Raw genomic sequence first — 4,561 nt, forward strand, 5'->3', positions numbered from 1 at the left:
TAAGTAAGATGCCGACATGGAGTGATGAGAAGCTAAAAAGTTTGTTTGACTGTGACATAAAAATCCGTTTTTAATGTTACTGTGTTGTTTGTCAAATTAGACATCCTGCAAAACCCTTCCGATGCTAAAATACCCCAATGAACTACGAAGCATCCACACACTTATCTGATGATAAGTTTAAACGCTTAATTGGTATTGAGCGAGAAGTCTTTAACAACATGCTTGCTCGTTTAGAGCAAGCACAAGCGACTGTACATCAAAGAGACGGTAGAAAACTCAAAATTGGTATGCCCAATTTGTTAATGGCAACCTTGCAGTATTTTAAAGAATATCGCACCTATGAGCAGATAGCCGCTGACTTTGGCATCCATGAAAGCACACTTATCCGTAAAAGCCATTGGATTGAAGACACACTAAGCAAGCAAGGCTTTGCCATTGCCGCCCAAACACCCACCAAAGATGACATTGCGATTGTGGATGTGAGCGAAGTGCGTGTTAATCGTCCCAAAAAAACCAAGCATTGATGTATTCTGGCAAGAAAAAGTGTCATACCGCAAAGGTGCAATGTATCATCAATCACCACAAGGTCATCTTACAAGTAGACACCAGCATCATTTAAATGCATGACTTTAAGCTCTTTAAGCGAACAAACCCAAATTTAACAAATGCTAAGTTTGTCCTAGCAGACAGTGGTTATCAAGGCATAAAACACATACATGCTAATGCCTTTACTCCACTAAAAGCAACCAAGAAATACCCATTAGCACAAGAAGCCAAAGATTATAACGCATTATTGTCTAAAACACGGATGAGAGTAGAACATATCTTTGCCAAGTTTCAAGCCTTTAAAATGTTCTCAACCACCCATTGTAAATCATTGGCAAGATTTGAACTTAGGGTAAAGCTCGTGTTTGGGTGGATTGGGTAGTTTTGCAGGATGTCTATTTAAACCTCTATTTAATGAATGTTAGGGTATTGTAGCATATTTGGGGTTTGTGGGGTGTAAAGCAAATTTTTATTGTTTATAAAAATCATTTTTTATCATATCCATAATTAATAAGCAATCATTATAATTTTTTATAAATAAAGATATACTGTTAGGAAATTCTTCCCAAACGATCTTAATAACTTCATCCTGAAAATATACTTGACCCACTCCAAAATCAATGTATTGCTCATAATGACCATAGCGTAAATTATTTTTTTCACAAAAAATTTTTATAGCATCTCCAATACTATTATGAAAGCAAAACATACATTCTGATGAAAGCTCTATGTCCAATATATTCATATTATCGGATTTTATAATATTCATATTATCTATTAAACCCTTTTGGTGCGAAGTCTAAGTCTGAACCATCCGCTCTACTAGCAGAATCTATATTCTCATTCAAGAGTGTTTGGTTGTTTGTATGATAAGCAAGTCTATCTTCGGTGCTTAAGCCTTGCAGGGTTTGAGCGGTTAGTGTGATGGTTTGTCTATGAGTATTGATATCCTCTTTATTCAGACTGATGCCAATATTATACGCCACATTACCCAGTTTGCCCATTCTTGTGGCAGAAGTTTCGCCTTGTCCATTATGGTGGGCGATTTCGTTAGGGCTTCTATGGCATTGTCCAGATGATCTATGTTAATGTTGGGCTTCACCATCATTCAACTCAACCGACCGAGCTAGATGTAATATTAGTTACATATAGTGTAAGTAAACTTTTTCATCTTTGGTGTTTTTTAAATAGGACACCAAATCTGACAATATTGTTTTTATTATATTTGTATCATATTCTTCATAATTTTTAAAATATTCTGAAATTGTTAAAGAACTTATAATCTCCAAATTCTTTAAAAATAAATTTTTATCTGGTATTTCCCACCATTCTCCCAACTCATTGTTTTGAAAATCAAAATTAAAATCAAGACCTCCATCTATAAATTTTTCTAATAATAAGCAGTAATTACTGTTGATTAACTCTGACATCATTTTTAAAATTTCTTCAAAATAACAACCAGGTAATGTCAACAAAAAATTTCCATCTTGATTCTTGTAGCAAAATATATAAGCTGACATACCATAATAATCACTATCGTAATAATGATATACATCAATACCCTCAACAATAAAAAATTTTGAATTATTCAAGGTCTAAATCCTAATTTTTTTTCAAATTCTCTCCAGTCATCAATTTGACCTTCAATGATTCCTTCGTAAACTTCCCACTGATTATCTAAAAAATATTTTAAAACTGGGTGCATATACTGATTTTGTGAATTTAAGTATAAATTTTCATCTATGCTCCAATTGTTTTTTCTTATTCTGTTTACAATTTCGTTGTCAATATATAAGTAAGAAATCTGACATTCAAAATCCAAAATCTCAATTTCCTTAATCTCGTCTAATGTAAAAACATTAAGTCCAAATTTATTCTCAGAACTACATAAAAAATACCAACAATTTTCATCAAAGCCGTTTTTAGACAAATATATTGAATAAATGTAAATATAATTATTTAACAAACTATCTTTTGCTCTAATCAACATCTTTTTAACTCCTTAATTCTTGTTATTCAACTGAGGTTATCTTAATGTCATAAGCCTTATTTGTCTTATGATTATATTGATAATGTATGACTACCACCTTTCCATCATTACTTCTCATTTTGGCTTCCATCTTTTGGAATCCTGCATCTTTGGGGAATCTAGAATCATTATTCATGCCATTTAAAGGTTTACCGGCGGTCTTGGGGTTTTTAACAACTTCACTCCACAATATTTGCTCTTGAATGTTTCTTGGTGCTGTTACTTGCGGCGGTCTACCATTAGGTTTGGCCGTGCTGATATTTTCAGCATCTTTGATTAACTTTTCATCTCTAGCTTTTTTACTGGCTTGACTACTCAATAAATCATTATCAGGCTCATATCCAGCCTTTGTATCCGTTCTAGAAAGCCTCCCAGCCCCTCCCAACACCCTTTGAGCTTCATCTTTACTTTTAAAGACCTTGCTAATTACTTTGCCACCAGCTTTAATGACATATCCGCCAGCACCACCTGTTACAACCGCAATAGCAACTTCTTCTGGGGTGGTTGGTACAATAAATAGACCTACTTCTTTAAGTATTTTAAGACTTTTTTCACCGTGATATTGACCACATTGATTTGAAGGTATGCCTAAGGATTGACATTCTTCTCGTTGTCTTTTATAGATATTAGATGCAGCAGTTTTTGACCACGCAGCATTCCACCTCACCGCCTCCTCTGCCATGCTTGTGGCGGTGATGGCATCAAAATCATGTAATAGGGCGACAGAATCTACAGTAAAGCGATATCATCTAAAATATCAGTCAAGTTTATATCCTAAAGCCAATTTTCGACAATCGCTGTCAAATCGCCAATACACACCCACAAAAAGCATGAGGCCATCTACCATTTTTTCTTTTGTTATAGCTAGAGTATACTCCTGATAGCAAAACTCTTTTTTATACAAGATTTGATTGCCATCCGCTGGCTCAGATTGATGATTGAGCGTCCATATTTCCTGGTTTTCAATTTCTTTTAAAATGGCTTGTAATGTTTTTTCCGATGGATTTTTATATTTATGTGTTGCACTTGCACTGGACCCATATTTACGGAATACGTCTTGTTGATGAATGGATTGTATGGTTGTCTGTGTAACAGGTCTAAGCAAAAGTTTCATTTCTTCAGTCTGCGGTGTGCTTTGACGAGCGAGTTGTTCATCATAAATTTTAGGATATTTATTTTTCAAGGCTTTTAACTGAGGATGATTATAATACTGCAATGTAGCAAAAAACAATATGCCTATAATAATCAATCCCTCACGCAGATGGTCAAGAAGCTTAACCGCTGACTTTTTGTTTATTTTATCCATTTCGCAATTTCCTTTTTGGTCAGTCTAAAGTTTTCTATTTTTACCATATTTCCTGCAGATACACTAAGTTGCGAACTGCCAACACCATAAGTAAGAATAACATCCCCATCTTTACCTTGTGTACGAATTAATCCAGCACAGGCAATATGACAAGCTTGGTAGCCAACCGAAGATTTTGCAATAATATTATTAATTTCGGACGCAGAATTTTTCCCACCCAGTATGGAACCAAAATTAATTGAGAATCCCATTGTATAACTTCTAGATGCTGCACCAGATTTATACTTTGATTGAGAAATAGGCGGGTTTTTAAGAATTGACTTAATATTTTTGGTTGCTGCAGTAATTGAGAAATCTGGGTGACCATTCTGCAAATCAGAAACCCATACTTCGCCACTTGCATTATTAATCATTACAGTAAAACCAATCACCCCTCCAGAGATATTCATAATCGTGATGTCGTTGTATGTTTGATGAAAGTCAACAATCGTTTGCTTAAGAGTTTTTACCTCAGAGTTCCTATGCTGCTGTGGATGCTTACCTGTTGCATTCCACCTCACCGCCTCCTCTGCCATGCTTGTGGCGGTGCCTACATCTTCATCTGCATAAGCAGCGGTGATGGCGGCTAACAGTTTGGCTTGGCTGATGAGTTTGTCTTTTTGTGCTTGGGTTAGGGTGTT

General features: G+C 35.2%; 7 protein-coding genes and 1 pseudogene. 1 reads left to right on the forward strand and 7 read right to left on the reverse strand.

What is annotated here, in order from left to right; translation table 11 throughout:
- Positions 1-137 precede the first annotated feature (137 nt).
- Positions 138-928 (forward strand): annotated as a pseudogene (locus M2R47_RS09100) (transposase family protein).
- Between the two features lie 87 nt (positions 929-1,015).
- Here the strand turns inward: M2R47_RS09100 and M2R47_RS09105 are convergent.
- The 7 genes from M2R47_RS09105 to M2R47_RS09135 all read right to left on the reverse strand — a co-directional run.
- The gene (locus M2R47_RS09105) at positions 1,016-1,291 is read right to left on the reverse strand and encodes a hypothetical protein (RefSeq protein WP_249102380.1); all 276 of its coding nucleotides are present in this window, start codon (positions 1,289-1,291) and stop codon (positions 1,016-1,018) included.
- Positions 1,292-1,316: 25 nt separating this feature from the next.
- On the reverse strand, positions 1,317-1,532 hold the full coding sequence (locus tag M2R47_RS09110) for a hypothetical protein (RefSeq protein ID WP_249102382.1): 216 nt from the start codon (positions 1,530-1,532) through the stop codon (positions 1,317-1,319).
- A 156-nt stretch (positions 1,533-1,688) separates the two neighbouring features.
- Entirely contained in the window at positions 1,689-2,138 is a 450-nt protein-coding gene (locus M2R47_RS09115) for a hypothetical protein (protein ID WP_249102387.1), read from the reverse strand.
- Positions 2,135-2,536: a hypothetical protein gene (locus M2R47_RS09120; protein ID WP_249102390.1), complete on the reverse strand. Its 402-nt coding sequence runs from the start codon at positions 2,534-2,536 to the stop codon at positions 2,135-2,137. Before M2R47_RS09120 ends, M2R47_RS09115 begins: the two co-directional genes overlap by 4 nt.
- Positions 2,537-2,558: 22 nt before the next feature.
- Complete coding sequence (locus M2R47_RS09125; RefSeq protein ID WP_249102391.1) at positions 2,559-3,257, reverse strand: hypothetical protein; 699 nt, start codon at positions 3,255-3,257, stop codon at positions 2,559-2,561.
- A 75-nt stretch (positions 3,258-3,332) separates the two neighbouring features.
- Positions 3,333-3,881 (reverse strand): pyrimidine dimer DNA glycosylase/endonuclease V, encoded by a 549-nt coding sequence (locus tag M2R47_RS09130; protein ID WP_249102393.1) that lies wholly within the window; start codon positions 3,879-3,881, stop codon positions 3,333-3,335.
- Positions 3,869-4,561 (reverse strand): VENN motif pre-toxin domain-containing protein (locus tag M2R47_RS09135; RefSeq protein WP_249102416.1); only part of this gene is annotated, 693 nt, incomplete at its 5' end. The genes M2R47_RS09135 and M2R47_RS09130, both read right to left, overlap by 13 nt.

Origin of the sequence: Moraxella oculi (genome assembly GCF_023336735.1) — a bacterium.
Classification (GTDB): Bacteria; Pseudomonadota; Gammaproteobacteria; order Pseudomonadales; family Moraxellaceae; genus Moraxella; species Moraxella oculi.

Excerpts from the sequence above, each read along its gene's own strand:
- M2R47_RS09105 (WP_249102380.1), bottom strand. The coding sequence starts at position 1,291 with ATGAATATATTGGACATAGAGCTTTCATCAGAATGTATGTTTTGCTTT.
- M2R47_RS09120 (WP_249102390.1), bottom strand. The coding sequence starts at position 2,536 with ATGTTGATTAGAGCAAAAGATAGTTTGTTAAATAATTATATTTACATT.
- M2R47_RS09125 (WP_249102391.1), bottom strand. The coding sequence starts at position 3,257 with ATGGCAGAGGAGGCGGTGAGGTGGAATGCTGCGTGGTCAAAAACTGCT.
- M2R47_RS09130 (WP_249102393.1), bottom strand. The coding sequence starts at position 3,881 with ATGGATAAAATAAACAAAAAGTCAGCGGTTAAGCTTCTTGACCATCTG.